Genomic DNA, 19,330 nt, shown 5'->3' on the forward strand with positions numbered 1-19,330 from the left:
ACCGAACATCTGCAATACCAGAGTAGACACGGAGTTTTCAGGAATGCTGGCCCCCGACAAGAACCATATCACCGATGCACTGCGCACGGTTTCCCACCCCGAAGCCGGGGATCCCGTCTCGGCAGGATGGGTTGAAAGCATCACTATCACCAATCAGAATGTCGTGGTCACATTGGTTGTTCCACCTGGAATGGGCTCATCACTGGAACCCTTACGGCAGACAGCGGAAACGGTCATCGCCGGCCTGCCCGGCGTTGAAGCAGCCACTGTCGTACTGACCGCCCATACCAACCCGGAAAAGAAAAGCAGACCGAAAGTGCAGGGCTATATTCCTATGCCGGGAATAAAGAAAATTGTCGCGGTTGCATCGGGAAAGGGTGGTGTTGGCAAATCGACAACAGCCGTGAACCTTGCCTTGGCGCTGAGGCAGCTGGGACTTTCTGTCGCCCTGTTTGACGCTGACATCTATGGCCCAAGCATCCCCTGCCTGACCGGTTTGCGAGGACAACGCCTGAACAGTGATGACAAGGGCCTGATCCCCGCAGAAAGCATGGGCCTGAAAATCATGTCGATTGGCTTCATGGTGGAAGAAGATAGCCCCCTCGTCTGGCGTGGCCCCATGGTTATGGGAGCCTTGGAGCAGATGCTGCGTGATACCCAATGGAATGATATTGATATCATGGTGATCGACATGCCACCGGGCACGGGGGGTACGCAGCTCACTATCAGCCAGAAGCTCGAACTGTCAGGTGCTGTGATCGTCTCCACCCCTCAGGATCTTGCCCTGCTTGATGCCCGCAAGGGGCTGGGTATGTTCAACAAGGTCGAGGTCCCCATTCTCGGTATTGTCGAAAACATGAGCTATCACATCTGTACGCAATGCGGACATCGCGAAGACGTGTTTGACCACGGCGGGGCACGACAAACAGCAAAAGAGATGGGTGTGGATTTTCTGGGCGAAGTTCCCTTGGCTGCCACCATTCGCCAAGATGCAGACAGTGGCAGACCAAGCGTTGTATCGTCACCCAATGGACCTCATGCCCGTGCATATATGGACATCGCGTCCAAAGTCGCTACAAAACTGGGCCTGATCACAGACACAGGCCATGGGCAACCAAGACAGGAAACGCATGATAAAAAAGGATGGCGGCATTTCCTGCGGTACCTGACATCCTGAAACAGCTGCCCCCGTCTTTTTCTAGATGGGGGCGTACTCGAATGGCCAACTCAGAGACTGAGATAACCGGCGTAAAGCATCCACCCCGCAACAACAGCACCGGCCAACAGAAGAGAAAAGAGCACACCCTCCCGACGCCTGAAGACCGGTTCACACAGCTCTCTTCTGGCCTGCACATAAAGGACAATGCCCGGCGTATACAGAAGAGCAGACAAAAGCAGATAGTCAACACCGGCAGCATACAGCAGCCAAAGACTATACAGGGCAGCCAAGCCTGTCACACACATCGCACGCCGGCGACCAGCAATACCGTGTCCGTACAACTCACCGCGCATACCGCAGCGCAAGGCAAAAACAGCAGACAACAGATAAGGCACCAGAATCATGGAGGTGCCAAGGGAGGCCAAGGCTAGATACGTTGATTCATTGAACAGAGTCAGGACCAGAAAAATCTGGATCATGGCATTGGACAAGAACAGGGCCTTGGCAGGAACCCGGTTTGCATTCTCCTGACGCAAGAAAGCCGGCATACTCATGCCCTTTGATGCCGAGAACAAAATCTCGGTACACAACAGCATCCAAGCCAGCAATCCGCCCAGCAGGGAAATCACCAGTCCGGCACTGACCAGAACGGCTCCCCAAGGACCGACAACACTCTCCAGAACATATGCCATGGAAGGATCCTTGAGTCCCGCCAGTTCCGCTCTGGACATGATGCCCATAGACAGCACATTGACAGAAACCAGCAAGACCATAACCCCAAGGAACCCCAGAACCGTCGCCTTGCCGACATCGGAACGCCGCCGGGCACGGGCCGAGTAGACACCAGCCCCTTCGATGCCGATAAAAACCCAGACCGTAATCAGCATCATATTACGAACTTGGTCCATAACACTGCCCAGATCCGTGCTGCCAGCACCCCAGATATCCGCTGTAAAGATATCCATCTGGAAGGCCGTGGCAGAAATGATGACAAACAGGATCAAGGGGATAACCTTGGCAACCGTTGCAACCTGGTTGGCAAGAACGGCACCGGTAATGCCGCGCAGCACCATGGCATGCACGGTCCAAAGCAGTGCAGAGGCTGCAATCACAGCCCACAGGGTGTTACCATCCCCAAAAACAGGAAGGAAATACCCCAGCGTACTGAGCAACAAAACAAGGTAGCTGGTTGTCCCGATCCAAGCGCTGATCCAGTACCCCCAAGCTGACAAGAAACCAACATAGTTACCAAACCCGGCCTTGGCATAGGCATAGATGCCCCCGTCCAAGTCAGCTCTGCGATCTGCAAGAAGACGGAAAACCCAAGCAAGGGCAAGCATGCCCAAGGCGCTGATTGTCCAGCCAATCAGCATGGCACCAGGCGCAGCACTGCTAGCCGTGTTCTGCGGCAACGCAAAAATACCGCCGCCAATCATCGAACCAACGACCAAGGCTGTCAGAGCCCCAAGACGCAACCCACCACGGGACGGCGCTGTTTCCTGCACAACCATCTCCAGATCTCCGGGGTTCAAAACACCGGCCTGTTTTGTCATCTCTGTGTCCCTCACTGCAAAATCTTTTCAATACAAGGAGATGATCCACAAAAACGCGCTTCACAGCCCTGTTGGATCAGGAAACGCCATCAAAATGACGCCGGACGAGCCGAAAGCAGGCCTCCATAAACGTCCTTCTTATGGAAAGGAGCGATAACACAGCCAACAGGGATCTGCATATACATTTTGTAGTAGAATGAACGTATATATGCCATATTTTGGCAAGAAATATACTTTATGTAAGGCATATATATCAAAATGATCAGTTCATGGAACATAATGTCAGAGAAGCATCACTGTCCAAAAGCTGGATTCGCTGTGGCCTAGGTGCCAGCAAAAGCCCACAAAACCGCCACATGGAAGTCTTGCGGGCTCATACCGATTCATTAAAGAGCGTCTCAGGACACGGGACTAACACGCAACCACATTGACAGCCAACCCACCCTGCGAGGTTTCCTTATACTTGCTCTGCATATCAAGGCCGGTCTGGCGCATGGTCTCGATGACCTTGTCCAATGACACCAAGTGCTGGCCATCGCCGCGCAATGCCAGACGCGCAGCGTTGATTGCCTTAACAGCCCCCATCGTGTTGCGCTCGATACAGGGAACCTGCACCAAGCCCCCCACAGGATCACATGTCAGGCCGAGATTGTGCTCCATGCCAATCTCGGCTGCGTTCTCAACCTGATCCGGCGTACCGCCCAGAACAGCCGTTAACGCCCCTGCTGCCATCGAGCAGGCGACGCCGACCTCTCCCTGACAGCCAACCTCGGCCGCAGAAATCGAGGCACGCGTCTTGTACAAGGCGCCAATCGCAGCCGCTGTCATCAGGAATGTCCGGCTGCCATCCCGCGTTGCCCCCGGGCAGAACCGTTCATAGTATGCCAGCACAGCCGGTATCACCCCTGAAGCACCATTGGTTGGTGCCGTGACAACCCGGCTGCCGGCTGCGTTTTCCTCATTGACGGCCAAAGCATAGAGATTGACCCAGTCCAGGACCGTCAGAGGGTCCTTCATCGCAGCCTCGGGCCTTCCGGTCAGCTCACGAAACAAATCATTGGCACGGCGACGGACCTTTAGCCCCCCCGGTAAAACACCTGTCTGTGAAATCCCCCGGTCAATGCACTGCATCATGGAATCACGGACACGATCCAGAAAAGCATGGGTCTCACTTTCGGGGCGCCACACCTGCTCGTTGGCCATCATGACCTGGGCAACTGAAAGATTGTCCCTGTTACAGATCGCAACCAGCTCTGCAGCCGAGTTATAGGGATAAGGCTGAAAGACATTGCGCCCCAGGGTCAGGGCAGCCTCACTCTCCCCCTCAGTCACAACAAAGCCGCCTCCGACCGAATAATAGTCGCGCGTGCACACGACCTCGCCGCCAGCATTGCGGGCTGTAAAGCGCAGCCCATTGGGATGACCCGGGAGGACATCATCAAACCGCCAGACAAGGTCTTTGGATACTGCAAAAGGAATCGTCCGCTTTCCTCCCAAACGGAGCGTTCCTTCATGCTCAATACCGGCAACAATCGTCGGGATCGCATCGGGATCAACAGTTTCAGGCTGTTCCCCCGATAACCCGACCAAAACCGCTGTATCGGTTGCATGCCCCTTGCCGGTCAGGGCCAATGACCCGTAAAGCTCGGCCGTTACCGATGCAACAGCGTCCAGAATATCTTGCTGTATCAGAGACTGCACAAAACGGTATCCTGCCCGCATTGGCCCAACCGTATGCGAGCTGGAGGGACCAACACCAATGGTATAAAGATCACACACACTCAGATTTGTTGGCGATTCCGCAGCCATCTTTTCATTCATCCAACAGTAAACATGTTAACTGTGCCCCCCAAGCGGGATCCGATCCGGACATATACCCGCAAGCCAAGCCTGCCTTCGCAGGGCACACGAACCCGGTAAAAGGGTAACAAAGACAGTCTCAACAGATAATGAGAGCATAGAAATTACGTATGTCCAACAATAATATTTCATCGAGAATACGGTAACAAAGAACCACGCATGGCAAGAAAATTTACATGTGACGCAGACAGAAAATCATGGGATACAAAAATCACCCTACCCCTTGGGCGTATCTATGCCCATGGATCGGGATAAGTCTTTGAAAAATTGTATTCATGGAAACGTGCGCCATGCAGGACTATTCAGCAAACCGCTACTTGCCCATCGCGTGGGAGCTTTTCCACCGTGACACGCGCCTTCTGGCGCACAAATTGATGGGACATAAAGACTGGAAAGGCATTGTGGCTATAACCCGGGGGGGACTGATTCCCTCTTCCATCATTGCCCGCGAGCTTGACCTGAGACTGGTCGACTGCCTGTGTATCATTTCCTATGATGATCGCACCCAAGGAGAGATCCGGGTAGCAAAGACCGTTCAGAAAGATGTAGTCGGGGACGGTGAAGGATGGTTGATTATTGATGACTTGGTTGATTCAGGCGTCACAGCTCGCAAGGCCAAAGCGATCCTGCCGCAGGGCCACATGGCAACCGTCTATGCAAAACCCCATGGAGAACCTTGCGTTGATACGTACGCTGTGGCTGTCCCCCAGGATATGTGGCTCCTGTTTCCGTGGGATGCCGAGCTGATGCCAAATGAGCCATTGGCAAAACGGACTCCCTGAAAAGAGCTGGTTGTAGGTATTTCTCAGAGTTGACGAAAGATTTCATCAATCTGGGATTGATCCATTGCAGCGTCCCTGCCGTGAATGATAGAGCTAGCAACGTCAATCAGGCGCTGCAACGCCGTTGAGCCTGCCTTTGCCCTCGCCCTTACGATCTCTTGGTCCTGCAGCTTTACCGCCTCGGCAACGCGCTCCAGCGATTGCTGAACGATCGAATCCATCTGGGCAATAGTATCCTCAAACGGGCGCTTGTAACGAGCGGGCACATGATTATATGCCTCAATCGCAAGTTCCTTGTCGGAAAAGCTGCTATCGCGAAAGTGTTCCTGATAACTCTTTGGCGTCCACTGCAGGCATTCTTCCAAAAGCTCCGGCATATCTGCCAAGATATCCATCAGCATGACTATTTCATTGAAATGATTAAGATAATCTGTCGCCAGAAGGGTCTGCTGGCTGATATTGGCGCCAGCGACCTTTGCCTGCCATTCCTCGGGAGGGGTATCATTCTCAGGAGCCCTGTTCTGACTGGACGTATTCATGCTTCCCGATAACCCTAGCTATTACCCCGTGAATTATTCCCGACCCGACACATGCACGCAATGCCCGGGCGGATAGACAGTCACAAAACGACGATATCTCCGCTGCCAAATCAACAATCCAGGGGTGAGAATTCTCCGTGACAAGGTGCACCTTGGAAAGCCGACGCAACCGTTCTGAACACATATCCTTGTATTTTTCATGGCTATCACTACAAAAGGTATAAGATCTTGGATAATGCGCGGGTAACTGGCTCCCTTTCTTTTTTGACGGGAACAGTTACTGTCGGTGTAAATGGAGATACAAACAGCGCAATGAAGACATGGACATTGGACGATATTCCTTGGAGCCAGTTTGACCCCTCCAAGGTTGATCCTGAGGTAACCAAGCTGGTGAAGGCAGCAGCCTTGGTCGAACGAAATGCTGCTGACTACACCACATATCTGAAAAACGTTTTCCATGCAGATCCATCCTTCCAGTCCCTAGCCGATGAATGGCAGGAGGAGGAAGTGCAGCACGGTGATGCGTTGGGGCTCTGGGCTGAACGTGCAGACCCGACTTTCGACTACAAATCTGCATTCCAGAGGTTCCGGGATGGATACCGGATCAATCTGGAAACAGGAGAAAGCATACGCGGCTCACTGACAGGCGAGCTGATTGCACGCTGCATCGTAGAGACGGGTACCAGCTCCTACTACTCCGCCCTGCGCGACGGAACCGAAGAACCTGTCCTGCAGTACATCTGCAACCGGATTGCAGGCGATGAGTTCCGTCACTACAAGCTGTTTTACACCGCACTGCAGGATTACTTGAACAAGGAACAAATCCCCACATGGCGACGCCTTCTGGTTGCCATGGGACGAATCCGCGAAAGCGAGGATGACGAGCTGTCCTTTGCATGGCATGCCGCCAATGCGCCAGCCGACACACCCTATGACCGTGCCCAGGCCAGCCTTGCCTATGGTGCCCGAGCCTTCAGCTTCTACAGGCCGTTGCATGTGGAACGCGCTTCCAACATGGTCCTGAAGGCCGCTGGCATTAGACCCGGTGGATTGGTCGGGGCGGCTGTCGGCAAGATCATGTGGTCTTTCATCTCACGACGGGCCAAGAAGCTCGATGCCGAGTTGAAGCGTCAGGTCGCCTGATCCGAAGACCTGAAAGGGTGAGGGAGACTACTCTCCCTCACCCGCATCCAAGGCCGCAATAATGAAGCGAGCAATACGTTCTGGGTCTTTCACCCCTAGCGCACGTTCAACGCCAGAAGACACATCGACACCAACAGCACCACTTTCTGCCATTGCTGCTGCTACATTGTCAGGGGTCAGGCCGCCAGCCAGAAGCCAAGGACTCTGGCCGGACCAACCTCGCATGACAGACCACGGAAATGCGAGGCCATTTCCTCCAGGGCAAGATGCTCCTTGCGGAGGACGAGCATCAAACAGCAACCAGTCAGCAATACCATCATAAGGCTTTGCAGCATCCAGATCGGCGGCACTGGCAACACCAATCGCCTTGATCACTTCCGAGCCATACTCCAGCCGGAGTTCCTCGACCCGCTCGGGGCTCTCGGCTCCATGGAGCTGAATGACATCCAGCCTGACATGGCGATACACCGCATCAATGTCCGCATCAGATGGATCAACGAACAAGCCTACAATGCGAAGTTCATCACGGATCTCGGACGGTACGCCGGCTAGAAGCTCTGCCGCACGTTCAGGACTGACATTACGGGGGCTGGCAGGACAAAAGACAAAGCCAAGAAAGTCAGCACCGGCCCCCGCCGCCGTTTCAACCGAATCCTCGTCGGTCAGGCCACAAATCTTAATGAGTACCGGCTGGCTCACACATAATCTCCTTGCTGGGAGAGAGCTGGATCGGACAGCTCCTCCAGTATACGACGAACGGCCTGTGAAGGATCCTGTGCCGTGGTTACGGGACGACCGACAACAAGATAATCCGCGCCCGCTTCCCGTGCTTCTGCCGGGGTTGCAACACGCTTCTGATCACCGGATCCAGCCCACAGTGGCCGGATGCCCGGCACGACAATTGTAAAATCAGGCCCACAGGCAGAACGAACAAGATCAGCCTCGTAAGCCGAGCACACAACCCCGTCCATAAGGCAATCACGGGCCAGAGAGACCAAGTGCCGCACCTGGTCTAGAGGCACGCGCAGCAGACCAACTTCAGCCAGATCTGCAGCATTCATGCTGGTCAGGACAGTCACAGCAAACAGCCGTGGCCTGACAATGCCACGCCGCCCCGCTTCCTCATGCACGGCATCCACTGCGGCGCGCATCATGTCGCGTCCTCCCCCGGCGTGCAACGTCATACAAAAAGGGGAGAGCTGACACGCGGCACGGACAGCACCGGCAACCGTGTTGGGGATATCGTGGAACTTGAGATCAAGGAAAAGCGGCAAGCCCCCCGATACCTCCTGGACAGAGCGCACACCATCGGGCCCATGGGCGGAATAATACTCAAGACCAAGCTTGATCCCTCCCGCCAGTCCCTTGACGGCAGAAGCCAGCTGCGTGGCACGGGCATGGTCAACCGTATCCAAGGCAACAAACAATTGGTTGGCCGGAAACATGGCAGGTATCCTGTCCAAGGCTAAGCTGCCGATGGTTATAGCACCACCACCAGACTCGGCAAGAACGGAATACAAACAGCTTAGCCGCCGGGGCTGATCGTCATCTCCAGCAAGTCCAGAAGCCGCCCTGTTGCCCCGCGCCCAAACCACTGCTCCATATCATCCCCCTGCCGGGGCCTCTGGAGTTGTAGCATGAAGTCACCGAACAAACCCGAGCATATCGCCGAAAAATGCTTCTCCGTCGGCTTGAAAATATTGGGCCACTTGTCATACGCAAGAGCGGGAATAAAGTGGGAACGCAAGGCCGGGGCATCCTGGAAAATAGCCAAAAGACGCGTAAGCAGCTTCATCAGCAAAAGCCGCGAGGGCGGGTGGGAAAACATCAAGGACCGCAGCTCGCTATCCCGGGCCGAGGGAAAACGCGTCATCAGGCGGCTGGCATCTGAATTCAGGTCCGAATAGGGAAATGTCCCCAAAACATCACGCCAGAACCCCCCTAGGCGCACCAAACAGTGCCGGGGCAGAACCAGGGAGTGATCCTTGACCTCATTGGCAACGCCATGTGGATAGAAGGCAACAATCAAACGTAGAAGAAAATCAGCACGACGGTCCCACGCGGGACGCTCGATAGGCTCGGCCCTCAAGGCCTCGGCAGATGCATCTTGGACCATACGCCGGGCACAGCTGGAGCAGGTAATCTCCATACGGGCGACCTGACCTTTGACAAACAGCTCAGTTTCAGCAACCAGCTTGTCAACGCCCCGTGATTCCGCCAGCTTCTTTGCAACTTTACCAATTTCCTCGGCGTGCACGATCATTTCCGGCCCGCCGACACCCAGTCTCAGCTTTTTGTCCTTGTTCTGGTCCGACACGGCATTCCCCTGTACATCACCACAACCGGAACTGTTGCCACCGCCACTGAAAGGCAATCAATCCATAGCTTGGCGGGTTGATTGCGGGATGCCGGACCGGGCAAGGCAATCTGCCCTTTCATTGTCCGGGTGGCCGGCATGCCCCTTGACCCAGTGCCATCGTACCTCATGGCGACTGGCCTGCACATCAAGAAGCTGCCACAAGTCTGCATTTTTGACTGGCTTGTTGTCAGCTGTCTTCCACTGCTTCCTTTTCCATCCCTGCAGCCATTCGGTCATGCCCTTCTGGACATATGTGCTGTCTGTATAGACATCTACCACCATCGGACGTCGCAAGGTCTTAAGCGCCTCGATTACAGAGGTCAGCTCCATCCTGTTGTTGGTGGTTTCGCTTTCCCCCCCGCAAATCTCTTTTTCGTGCCCTTTCCAGCGCAAAATGGCCCCCCATCCGCCTGGTCCCGGATTCCCGGAACAAGCCCCGTCTGTAAAAATTTCAACGCGATCCGAATCATCCCGTGTCTGGCTCATACCAGCTCCCCCGGCGTCAATCCATACGCGGAAATCCCGGCAGCCGTACGGTGGAAACGCAGCCTGCGCAGGTACTCAAGCGGGTCTTTCTTGGTCACAAGAGCATCCGGATCTGTGTACAACCAGTCATAAAGGCGGGTCAGGAGAAAACGCAGTGCCGCACCGCGAGCCAACAGGGGCAGGCTGTCAAGCTCTGCCGGCTGCAGAGGACGCACACTGTGGTAACCAGAAAGGAAGAGACGGGCACGTTCGGCACTGAAGCCAGCTCTCTCATCAAAACACCAAGCATTAAGGCAAACAGCGACGTCATAAGCCAGCATGTCATTGCAGGCGAAGTAGAAATCAATAAGCCCGGAAAGGTGGCCATCCTGAAAAAACACATTATCAGGAAACAGGTCGGCGTGAATGATCCCGGAGGGAAGCCCGGAAGGCCACGCATCATCAAGAACAGCAAGCTCCGCCGCAAGTTCATCAGCTAGGCCCGGCTCAACCTCGTGGGCGCGATCAGAACAGGCCCTGTACAGGGTATGCCACCCCTGCAGGGACAAATCATTGGGGCGGGTCATGGTAAAATCGGCAGCCCCACAGTGCATCGTGGCCAACGCCATGCCCAGTGGTTCCATGTGGACAGGCAGGACCCGTCGCTGCCAATGCCCCTGCAAGAACGTAACAAGTGCCGCCGGACGCCCACACAACATGCCCAACGCTTGGCCATGTCTGTTATCTACCGGGACGGGGCAAGGAACACCACGCGCAGCCAAATGCCGCATCAAACCAAGAAAGAAGGGTAAACAGCCCGGATCAACCCGTTTCTCGTACAAGGTCAGGATAAAAGTACCGCCGCTGGTCACCAGACGAAAATTGGTATTCTCAACCCCCTCTGCGATACCCTCCAGAGACTGGACATCCCCGATATCATAAGAGCGGACAAACGCGGCCAACTCGGAATCGCTGACCTTGGTATAAACGGCCATTGTTCTGTATTTCTCCGTCTATTCGGCTGCCAGTATACGGGGCAAGCGGAACACGATGTTTTCCTCGGTCACCGACACATGTTCTAGGGTCACATCAAAGTGATCCCGACACGCCTCGATAACAGTCTCGACCAGAATTTCCGGTGCAGAAGCACCAGCCGTCAGCCCAAGACGACGCACACCCGCCAAGGCAACCCAGTCAATCTCTGCCGCAGACTGCACCAGCAAGGAACGCTCACAGCCGGCCTTGCGGGCTACTTCCACTAAGCGGCGTGAATTGGACGAATTCGGCGCCCCGATCACCATAACGGCGTCACATCCACGGACCATCGCCTTGACCGCTGCTTGGCGATTGGTCGTGGCGTAACAGATATCTTCTTTGTGCGGCGCAGAAATCAGCGGAAAACGACGACGCAAAACGGCAATGATATCGGCGGTTTCGTCAACCGACAGGGTCGTCTGGGTAACATAAGCCAGATGCTCCGGCGTTCCGGGCTGCACAGCCTCGGCCTGCTCCACCGTTTCAACCAGCAGCATCTGGCCGTCAGGAACCTGTCCCATGGTACCGATAACTTCAGGATGGCCGGCGTGACCAATCAGGATGACCTGACGCCCCTCTGCCACGTGACGCTCGGCCCCATTATGAACCTTGCTGACTAGGGGACAGGTTGCATCCACCCACGTCATCCTGCGGGCTTTTGCAGCCTCTGGGACACTCTTGGGGACACCGTGCGCCGAGAAAATAACCGGGCGATTGTCCGGACACTGGTCCAGCTCCTCGACAAAGACAGCGCCACGCGCCCTCAGGCTTTCAACCACAAAGCGATTATGGACAATTTCATGACGCACATAAACAGGAGCCCCGAATTTCTCCAGCGCCCGCTCGACAATCTGAATCGCCCGGTCAACACCGGCGCAGAAACCACGTGGTCCGGCCAGGGCAATCACAAGAGGAGGCTTGGACATAGGACATTCCACAGAAAAACAGGGTTGGGAGGCAGACAATGGTGGATCTGCACACACGTTCATGCGTGGATAGCAGATCTACAGCCCCGGAGGAAGCCTTGCATCATACCTGCGGGATTGGACAAAACAGGCCGACATGGTAGGTTCCCGCCGCATCATGACAGCAACAGGATAAGCAAGCGTGACCGTCGAAACCCGCCATAGAACCCCGACCATGGCCCTGATGAAACGCCTTTACCGGGAATCTGTTGGCCAATACCGCGGCCAACTTGTTCTGGCGGCATTCTTCATGGCCCTTTCTGCGGCGGCGACCGCAGCAGTGGCCAAACTGATGGAACCGGTTGTCAACGAAGTGTTCATGCTGCGCAATGCAGCCCTGCTGTGGCCGGTCGCCGGCATGGTGCTGGCGACGTTTGCCACCAAGGGGATAGCAGAGTACGGGCAGTCTGTTGTCATGGCCCGGGTTGGACTGCGTATCATTGCCGACCTGCAACAATGGCTGTTTGGCCACCTGATGACACTGGATGCCGGCTTCTTCGCCCACAATACAACCGGGCGGCTGGTATCGCGCTTCCTTGTGGATATCAACCAGATGCGCAATGCGGTTTCCAATGCCCTGACCAGCTTGGGAAAAGACATGCTGAGCGTTATAGGCCTGGTAACTGTCATGTTCTGGCAGGACTGGCTTCTGGCGACGGTGGCCTTTTTTGTCTTTCCGGTTGCCATCTTGCCGATTGCCCGGATCGGGCGCCGCATGCGCAAGGTCTCTATCAACACCCAGGATCAGATGGGGGCCTTCAACACCGTTCTCGAGCAATCCTTCCATGGGATCCGGATGGTCAAGTCCTATGGCCTTGAAGGGCACGAGTGCTCAAAAATTCGTGCCCTGACTGAAGATCTGTTCTCCTTGGCTTTCAAGGCATCACGAATCAGGGCCATGTCCAGTCCGGTCATGGAAACACTGGGCGGAATTGCCATCACTGTTGTGATTCTGTATGGCGGCAGCCGGGTTGTGGACGGCACCACAACGGCCGGTCAGTTTTTCAGCTTCATTACGGCCCTGATGCTGGCTTACCAACCCATGAAGAATCTGGCCAAGCTGAATGCTTCGCTGGAAGAAGGACTGGCAGGAGCTGAACGGCTGTTCTCTATTCTAGACACCCGCACCGCCATTACCGAACGGGCAGACGCTATTGCCCTGAAAACAGCCGACGGGCAGATTGAATTCCGGAATGTCTCGTTCTCTTACAACGGGCAGAAAGCTGTTCTTTCCGGACTGAACTTGGTTGTCCCGCCCGGGAAGACTGTCGCGCTGGTCGGGCCATCCGGGGCAGGAAAATCAACCATTCTGAACCTGATACCACGCTTCTATGATGTTGCCTCTGGCGCTGTGCTGATAGACGGGCTGGACGTGCGTCAGGCAACGCTCGACTCACTCCGCCAATCCGTCGCCCTAGTCAGTCAGGAGGTTGTCCTGTTCGATGATACAATCCGGGCCAATATTGCCTTCGGCAAACCAGATGCCAATGAGACAGAGATTGAACATGCAGCCCGCCTAGCCGCCGCACACGACTTCATCTCTGCGCTGCCCATGGGGTATGCAACACCGGTCGGGGAACGTGGCATGAGCCTGTCCGGGGGACAACGGCAACGAATTGCCATTGCCCGAGCCATCCTGAAGAATGCACCGGTCCTTCTGCTGGATGAAGCCACCAGCGCCCTTGACACCGAAAGCGAGCGTCAGGTTCAGGACGCTCTTCAAACCCTGATGCAGGGACGCACAACGGTTGTTATAGCGCACCGCCTGTCAACCATAACCCAAGCCGATCTCATTCATGTTATTGATGAAGGTCGGGTTATCGAGCATGGTACCCATCAGGATCTTCTGGAACGTGGTGGGGCCTATGCCGCCCTGTATGCCCTTCAGTTCAGGGACACAACAGAACCAGGACCGTCATGCTGAAAAAAATTCTGCGCAACGACCGTGTCCGTTCCCTCTTCAGCTGGCTGGGATCCCTGTACATACGGCTGGTCTGGCATACCGGATCATGGACCGTAGACAATGACGAACAGCCCAAACGCATGTGGGCAGAGAACAAGCCTTTCATCATGGCGTTCTGGCATGGGCATCTGCTAATGATGCCCTACGCATGGCGCACAGGGCGCGTGATGTACATGCTGATCTCGCAGCACCGCGACGGACAACTGATTGCGGAGACAATATCTTACCTTGGCCTTCACTCTATTGCCGGAAGCTCGGGTAAAAGCGGCGCATCTGCCGTACGGCAGATCCTGAAGGTCCTCAAGACAGGAAGCAGCATCGGCGTAACTCCGGATGGCCCCCGGGGGCCAAGGATGCGTGCCAGCCGGGGCATTATCGACATTGCCCGCCTGAGCGGTGTGCCCATCATCCCGTGTGCCTTTTCCTGCAAGAATCGTAGGATCCTGGGGAGCTGGGACAGGTTCCGCTTGGCACTGCCTTTCAGCAGGGGGGTCATCGCATGGGGGGATCCCGTCACAATCGCACCGGACCTAGACCCGAACCAGATAGAACAGGAACGCGAGCAGCTGGAGACTGCGATGATTGCCTTGGCTGCCACCGCCGATGCACGCATGGGCCATGAACCGACCCCCCCCGCTAACCCCGGGGAGACAAGCAAGACAAGGCGATCAACGTGATTCCTTTTTTGTACCATAGCGTTGTCTCAACCAGCGCACCGGCCCTGCGCCTGTGGCTTGAGTACCGGGCCCGGCAAGGCAAGGAAGATCCTGAACGCCTGCCAGAACGCAGGGGGATTGCCAGCCACCCGCGCCCCGCAGGACCTGTCCTGTGGATCCACGCGGCCAGTGTGGGGGAAAGCCTGTCTGTTCTACCCCTGCTCCAGTCCGTGATGACAGCCCGGCCGTCTTGGTCAGCTGTTCTGACAACCGGCACACGGACATCGGCACGCCTGCTACCCTCTCGCCTCCACGACATCGGAGTCGGGCGCATCATACATCAGTTTGTCCCCCTGGATCATCCCCGCTGGGTAGGACGGTTCCTAGATCACTGGCAGCCAAACCTTGCCTTGTGGGTTGAAAGCGAACTGTGGCCCAACCTGCTGAAGGCATGTCGCGAGCGGAGGATTGCTTCCGCTCTGGTCAACGGACGGATGTCGGAACACTCCTTCCAACGCTGGCGGCTCGCCCCTGCCCTGATCCGGGATATGCTGTCTGGTTTCTCCCTGTGCATGGGACAAAGCCCGGAAGACACGCAACGCCTGCAGGAACTGGGGGCCCGGAATCCTGTATGCCCAGGAAATCTCAAGTACGCATCACCCCCTTTGCCGGTCGACCTCGACAAACTGGAGGCAGCTCGAAACGTCATAAAAAATCGCCCGGTATGGCTGGCATCGTCCACTCACCCCGGGGAAGAACTGATGGCCGGACAGGTACACCGCGCCATGGCAGCACAGATACCTGACCTGCTGACCATTATCGTGCCCCGCCATCCCGAACGCGGGGAAGATATTGCAAGGGAGCTAATGGACAGAGGGATGACAGTCGCCCTCCGCTCCCACGGGTCTGCTCCTGATCAGGACTGTGACGTCTGGTTGGCTGACACCTTGGGAGAGCTGGGGCTTTTCTATCGCCTGTGCCCTGTTTCCTTTATCGGCAAATCCCTGCTCGGAACAGGGGGACAAAACCCACTGGAACCGGCACGGCTTGGCAGTGCTGTTGTGTTCGGGCCGCACATGGAAAACTTTGCTGAAATCAGCATCCGCATGTTGCAGCATCGTGCTGCGATACAGGTTCCCGATGCAGAAGAGCTGACCAGAACAGTGCAGCAGCTTTTGCTGCAACCCGGCATGCGCGAAACTTTGACACAGTCTGCTCAAAGCTTCTGCCACCAAGAGGCCTCTGTTCTGGAGCGGATTATGGCTCATCTGCTCCCGTTGTGCGACAGTGGGGCCAGCTGATGCAAACCCCCTCCTGGTGGCAGCACCGCAATATGATAGCCTTGGCCCTGTCTCCCTTCGGGTGGCTATACGGCCTTGGAACATGTCTGAGGCAACGCGCCGCACACCCTTGGAGAGCACCCGTACCGGTTATCTGCATTGGCAATATAACTGCAGGGGGAAACGGAAAAACACCGGTAACGCTGGATATTCTTGAACGTCTTCCCGGTGCACATGCCCTGCTGCGCGGCTATGGCGGGAAACTCAAGGGGCCAGTACAGGTCAATCGACAGCACCACACCTGTGACCAAACCGGTGACGAGGCCCTTCTTCTGGCTGAGAAAGCTCCAACATGGGTTGCGCGCAATCGCACGGCCGCAGCACAAGCAGCCTGCAAGACGGGCGCCCGGTATATCGTCATGGATGATGGTTTACAGAATCCGTCCCTGAGCAAAACATTGTCCCTAGTTGTCATTGATGGACAATACGGCTTTGGCAATAACCTGATGATACCGGCTGGTCCCTTACGGGAAAGCCCACACCAAGCATGGAAAAGAGCCGATGGCATTGTGCTTCTGGGTGAAGACCGCACGGGCGTTATAGACACGGCTCCGGCTCATCTTCCTGTTTTGCGGGGGCACCTCGTCCCGGACAACAAGGACCAAATCTGGAGCGGACAGCGTGTTGTTGCCTTTGCCGGAATCGGACGTCCCGGGAAATTCTTTGATACTCTAGCAACGCTAGGAGCCGAGCTGGTTTCCACCTATTCCTTTGCCGATCACCATCCTTACAGCCGGAATGAAATCAACAGGATGCTTGAACACGCCCATCGTGAACACTGTCTGCTGGTCACAACCACAAAAGATGCCGTCCGCATTGACCCTGTACAGCGTTCCGCACTCTCAGTCCTGTCGGTGCGTGTGGAATGGGATGATCATGGAGAAGCCCTAAGCGCGTTGCTGGAGCCCCTGACCCGATGAGAGAAAAGCCAACCGTCACAGATATTCTTCTGGTCGCCCTTGCTTGCCTGTACTGGGCGCTTATGCGTGTCCTTCCAATAGACGTTGCGTCGCATATCGGCGGCTTTGTCCTGCGTATCATAGGCCCGCGGCTGCGCGCGCACCGCGTTGCAAACCATAATCTGCGGCAGGCCTTCCCGGAACAGGATGAAGCATGGATCCAGAGAACCCTGAAAGGGATGTGGGATAACTTGGGGCGAAATGTTGGAGAGTTCCCGCACCTAGAACGCATCATGGACCGGAACAGCGGGCGCATACAGCTGAATGGCGCAGAACACATACAAGCCCTAGCCGAAGATGGCATTGGCGGTATCTTTTTCTCGGCTCACCTTGCCAACTGGGAACTGGCTGCCTTGGCCGCTGCGGATCAGGGGCTGCCCATTCACCTTTTCTACCGTGCCCCCAATAATCCCCTGATGCGCCGGTTATTCACACGGTTGCGACGGGGGAATGGAATCCTTCTACCCAAGGGGGCATCAGGGGCCAGACAGGGCCTTGCCCTTCTGAAAAGCGGTGAACACGTTGGTATGCTGGTAGACCAGAAAATGAACGACGGTATTCCTGTGCCTTTTTTCGGTCGCACAGCCATGACGGCTCCGGCTCTGGCCCAGTTTATCCTGAAGTATGGTATACCCGCCGTACCGGCACGAGTTATTCGCCTAAATGGGGCCAGATTCCGTATCGACATCCTTCCCCCCCTTTTGCCCGAAATATGTGCGGACCATCATGATGGGGTGGAAAAGATCATGAAGGATGTCAATGCCATGGTGGAGGGATGGATCCGCGAAAATCCGGAACAATGGCTATGGGTACACCGGCGCTGGCCGGATGAATGAAAAGCAACAGCAATCAACGGGCATGCCGCTGGCGAGAGGGCATGGTCATCCTAGCTTCTCCATCCAGAACAACCTTCTCCTTGACCAAACACACTGTTTGCAACACGACCACTCTTTTTTCCGGTATCAGGTCAATAACCTCGGCCCTAGCGGTTACAGTATCCCCAACGCGCACGGGTGCCCGGAAGTTAAGGGTCTGGGACATATAGACTGCCCCCGGACCCGGTAACTTCATCCCCAGAACAGTCGATATGAAACCCGCAGACAACATGCCATGCACAATCCGCCCGGCAAAGGCTGTGCGTTCGGCAAATTCTTGATTGATATGGATCGGGTTTGTATCGCCGCTAATCCCTGCAAACAGAACCATATCTGCCTCTGTCACCGTTTTGCTAAACGACGCATAGGCACCCTTGATAATATCTTCAAAATAATGGACGGGAGAATCAACAGCAAAACCCGTAACAACACTGTTCATCGCAGGGTCTCCTTGGCGTTACGGGCATACTATGCACCGCACAATTTGTGCGTCGCAGTATAACCCCCTACAGGGCTCTGTCACAAGCAAAGGAGACATGACGGACACATGCCGTGCCTGTATGCTCGACCCATGAAGACCAGAATTCCTCGAGACGACTCCATGCATATACGCTCTTTGTTCCTGCCAGCTGTCATATGTGTCAGCACAGTCCTGTCATCTTGCGCAGCAGCAGTTCCTCCTTGGTCAAAATCAGGCTCCAGTGACACGGAAACACAGCGGGAATGGCTGTCCTGCCGACGTTATGCCGAAGGGATAAGCGGGGGAAGACGGTATGTGGACAGCACAAGTTCCGCCACACATGCCTTGGACATCCAAGACCGGAGCAATGCCATGAAACACTACACAGAAATCCTTGAGGCCTGCATGCAAGCCAAAGGATACGAACATAGTAAAAGAAGGTGACCCCAGAAAAATCTATCTTCAATTGAATAGAAAGGGCTGATAAAACTTGTCCCCCGGTCAAGAGTGGCCGCGTTGTTTTTGGTGGGGACAGGCGATGACAACAACACTTGATACCACAGCGGGGGCAGCCGTATACTCGCGCTTCATCTTGAAACTTTATGATTTCTGGGTACTCGGGGTATCAAACACGCTGGCGTGGCAGTGTCCGACACGGACCATCCTGCTCCCCTTCTTCACGGAACACGCAAGCAACCGACACCTAGATGTTGGTGTTGGAACGGGCTTTTATCCTGCGAATACAACGTTCCGGGACAATGCTAGGCTGACCCTCCTAGATCTTAACCCGGATAGCCTGAACGCAGCCTCGGACCGGATCGGACGGTCGGGCACAACATCAATCCAAGCTGATATCCTGAATCCATTGGTTCAACTCCCGGCGCAAAGCTGGGACTCCATTTCACTGTTCTACCTTCTGCATTGCCTGCCAAGAACCATGGAGGACAAGGCCGCGGCTTTTCACTGCCTGAAAACAGCACTGAGCACAGACGGCATACTCTACGGTGCAACAATCCTAGGGGATCATGCGAACCACAATAGCTTTGGCCGCACGCTGATGAACGTTTACAACAAGAAAGGGATTTTCGGTAACCGGCACGACACTGCAGAAAACCTGGAAACAGCCCTGAAGAAGCACTTTGGATCAGTTCAGGTTCGCACACATGGTACAGTTGCCCTTTTCACAGCAAGAGCACCCCTGCTCTGAAAGAACAGTG

19 protein-coding genes are annotated in these 19,330 nt (G+C 55.5%); 9 read left to right on the forward strand and 10 right to left on the reverse strand.

Annotation, left to right across the window (positions count from 1 at the left end; translation table 11 throughout):
- Positions 1–43 precede the first annotated feature (43 nt).
- On the forward strand, positions 44–1,177 hold the full coding sequence (apbC, locus tag AY555_RS01755; protein ID WP_082811798.1) for an iron-sulfur cluster carrier protein ApbC: 1,134 nt from the start codon (positions 44–46) through the stop codon (positions 1,175–1,177).
- A 50-nt stretch (positions 1,178–1,227) separates the two neighbouring features.
- Here the strand turns inward: apbC and arcD are convergent, their stop codons facing one another.
- Both arcD and AY555_RS01765 read right to left on the reverse strand, forming a co-directional pair.
- On the reverse strand, positions 1,228–2,712 hold the full coding sequence (gene arcD / locus AY555_RS01760; protein ID WP_245176936.1) for an arginine-ornithine antiporter: 1,485 nt from the start codon (positions 2,710–2,712) through the stop codon (positions 1,228–1,230).
- Between the two features lie 411 nt (positions 2,713–3,123).
- The gene (locus tag AY555_RS01765; protein ID WP_245176937.1) at positions 3,124–4,533 is read right to left on the reverse strand and encodes an L-serine ammonia-lyase; all 1,410 of its coding nucleotides are present in this window, start codon (positions 4,531–4,533) and stop codon (positions 3,124–3,126) included.
- A gap of 329 nt (positions 4,534–4,862) precedes the next feature.
- Here AY555_RS01765 and gpt point away from each other — a divergent pair, with 329 nt between their 5' ends.
- A complete protein-coding gene (gene gpt, locus AY555_RS01770; protein ID WP_066132628.1) occupies positions 4,863–5,354 on the forward strand; it encodes a xanthine phosphoribosyltransferase in 492 nt (163 codons plus the stop codon).
- A gap of 23 nt (positions 5,355–5,377) precedes the next feature.
- Here gpt and AY555_RS01775 read toward each other — a convergent pair whose 3' ends face one another.
- On the reverse strand, positions 5,378–5,893 hold the full coding sequence (locus AY555_RS01775; protein ID WP_066132631.1) for a hypothetical protein: 516 nt from the start codon (positions 5,891–5,893) through the stop codon (positions 5,378–5,380).
- Between the two features lie 312 nt (positions 5,894–6,205).
- On the opposite strand from AY555_RS01775, the gene AY555_RS01780 reads away from it, so the two are divergent.
- Complete coding sequence (locus AY555_RS01780) at positions 6,206–7,036, forward strand: ferritin-like domain-containing protein (protein WP_066132634.1); 831 nt, start codon at positions 6,206–6,208, stop codon at positions 7,034–7,036.
- A gap of 27 nt (positions 7,037–7,063) precedes the next feature.
- Here AY555_RS01780 and AY555_RS01785 read toward each other — a convergent pair whose 3' ends face one another.
- The 6 genes from AY555_RS01785 to ispH are packed head-to-tail and all read right to left on the reverse strand — an operon-like array spanning position 7,064 to position 11,821.
- Complete coding sequence (locus tag AY555_RS01785) at positions 7,064–7,735, reverse strand: phosphoribosylanthranilate isomerase (RefSeq protein WP_066132637.1); 672 nt, start codon at positions 7,733–7,735, stop codon at positions 7,064–7,066.
- On the reverse strand, positions 7,732–8,556 hold the full coding sequence (gene pyrF / locus AY555_RS01790; RefSeq protein ID WP_322099089.1) for an orotidine-5'-phosphate decarboxylase: 825 nt from the start codon (positions 8,554–8,556) through the stop codon (positions 7,732–7,734). The genes AY555_RS01785 and pyrF overlap by 4 nt, the downstream gene beginning before the upstream one ends.
- A gap of 5 nt (positions 8,557–8,561) precedes the next feature.
- Positions 8,562–9,353, reverse strand: a complete 792-nt coding sequence (locus AY555_RS01795) for a hypothetical protein (protein ID WP_156483260.1) — start codon at positions 9,351–9,353, stop codon at positions 8,562–8,564.
- Positions 9,354–9,410: 57 nt separating this feature from the next.
- Positions 9,411–9,881, reverse strand: coding sequence for a ribonuclease HI (gene rnhA / locus AY555_RS01800; protein ID WP_066132644.1), 471 nt, complete (start codon positions 9,879–9,881; stop codon positions 9,411–9,413).
- A complete protein-coding gene (locus tag AY555_RS01805) occupies positions 9,878–10,855 on the reverse strand; it encodes a homoserine kinase (RefSeq protein ID WP_066132648.1) in 978 nt (325 codons plus the stop codon). Before AY555_RS01805 ends, rnhA begins: the two co-directional genes overlap by 4 nt.
- Positions 10,856–10,873: 18 nt before the next feature.
- Positions 10,874–11,821 (reverse strand): 4-hydroxy-3-methylbut-2-enyl diphosphate reductase, encoded by a 948-nt coding sequence (ispH, locus tag AY555_RS01810; RefSeq protein WP_066132651.1) that lies wholly within the window; start codon positions 11,819–11,821, stop codon positions 10,874–10,876.
- A 181-nt stretch (positions 11,822–12,002) separates the two neighbouring features.
- Here ispH and msbA point away from each other — a divergent pair, with 181 nt between their 5' ends.
- Genes msbA through AY555_RS01835 form a run of 5 tightly spaced genes read left to right on the forward strand, consistent with a single transcriptional unit; the run spans position 12,003 to position 17,614 of the window.
- The gene (msbA, locus tag AY555_RS01815) at positions 12,003–13,784 is read left to right on the forward strand and encodes a lipid A export permease/ATP-binding protein MsbA (RefSeq protein WP_322099088.1); all 1,782 of its coding nucleotides are present in this window, start codon (positions 12,003–12,005) and stop codon (positions 13,782–13,784) included.
- Positions 13,778–14,500 carry a lysophospholipid acyltransferase family protein gene (locus AY555_RS01820; protein ID WP_066132660.1) on the forward strand — a complete coding sequence of 241 codons (723 nt, stop codon included), beginning with the start codon at positions 13,778–13,780 and terminating at the stop codon, positions 14,498–14,500. The genes msbA and AY555_RS01820 overlap by 7 nt, the downstream gene beginning before the upstream one ends.
- A complete protein-coding gene (locus tag AY555_RS01825) occupies positions 14,497–15,780 on the forward strand; it encodes a 3-deoxy-D-manno-octulosonic acid transferase (protein ID WP_066132663.1) in 1,284 nt (427 codons plus the stop codon). The genes AY555_RS01820 and AY555_RS01825 overlap by 4 nt, the downstream gene beginning before the upstream one ends.
- Entirely contained in the window at positions 15,780–16,739 is a 960-nt protein-coding gene (gene lpxK / locus AY555_RS01830) for a tetraacyldisaccharide 4'-kinase (RefSeq protein WP_066132669.1), read from the forward strand. Before AY555_RS01825 ends, lpxK begins: the two co-directional genes overlap by 1 nt.
- Entirely contained in the window at positions 16,736–17,614 is an 879-nt protein-coding gene (locus tag AY555_RS01835; RefSeq protein ID WP_066132670.1) for a lipid A biosynthesis lauroyl acyltransferase, read from the forward strand. Before lpxK ends, AY555_RS01835 begins: the two co-directional genes overlap by 4 nt.
- Before the next feature lie 13 nt (positions 17,615–17,627).
- Here AY555_RS01835 and AY555_RS01840 read toward each other — a convergent pair whose 3' ends face one another.
- The gene (locus tag AY555_RS01840; protein WP_066132673.1) at positions 17,628–18,092 is read right to left on the reverse strand and encodes a MaoC family dehydratase; all 465 of its coding nucleotides are present in this window, start codon (positions 18,090–18,092) and stop codon (positions 17,628–17,630) included.
- A gap of 559 nt (positions 18,093–18,651) precedes the next feature.
- On the opposite strand from AY555_RS01840, the gene AY555_RS01850 reads away from it, so the two are divergent.
- Positions 18,652–19,320 (forward strand): class I SAM-dependent methyltransferase, encoded by a 669-nt coding sequence (locus tag AY555_RS01850; protein WP_066132679.1) that lies wholly within the window; start codon positions 18,652–18,654, stop codon positions 19,318–19,320.
- The last annotated feature ends 10 nt before the right edge of the window (positions 19,321–19,330 follow it).

Origin of the sequence: Haematospirillum jordaniae (assembly GCF_001611975.1) — a bacterium.
Taxonomy (GTDB): domain Bacteria; phylum Pseudomonadota; class Alphaproteobacteria; order Rhodospirillales; family Rhodospirillaceae; genus Haematospirillum; species Haematospirillum jordaniae.